Origin of the sequence: Streptomyces sp. DH12 (genome assembly GCF_020873895.1) — a bacterium.
GTDB lineage: Bacteria > Actinomycetota > Actinomycetes > Streptomycetales > Streptomycetaceae > Streptomyces.
The window spans coordinates 1-419 of record NZ_JAHWGT010001367.1 but is presented as its reverse complement, the minus strand read 5'-3'; the positions used below and the strand labels follow the sequence as shown (position 1 = coordinate 419).

The window sequence follows — 419 nt, the reverse complement described above, 5'->3', positions numbered from 1 at the left end:
GTACAGGTGCAGCAGGGTCCGCATCCGGTCCTCGGCCAGCTTGGGGTCGGGGAACAGGCCGAGGCGGTCGGCGAGTTCGTAGGCGCGGGCGAGGTGGGGCAGGGAGCGGGCGGACTGGAGGCCGCCGACCATCGTGAAGTGGGTCTGGTGGCCGGCCAGCCAGGCCAGGAACACCACGCCGGTCTTGTAGAAGCGGGTGGGCGCCTGGAAGAGGTGGCGGGACAGCTCGACCGTGGGGTCCAGCAGGGCGCGGAAGCCGTCCGTGTCACCGGTGTCGAGGACGCGGACCGCCTGCGCGGCCAGTGGTCCGAGCGGGTCGAAGATGCCGAGCAGGGCGTGGCTGAAGCCCTGCTCGTCGCCCGCGATCAGCTCGGGGTAGTGGAAGTCGTCGCCGGTGTAGCAGCGCACGCCCTTCGGCA

Annotated in this window: 1 protein-coding gene; it reads right to left on the bottom strand. The window is 71.6% G+C overall.

The features are described 5' to 3' along the window. A partial coding sequence (locus LPA54_RS40105; RefSeq protein ID WP_228985354.1) for a DUF993 family protein occupies positions 1 to 419 on the bottom strand: 419 nt, incomplete at both ends.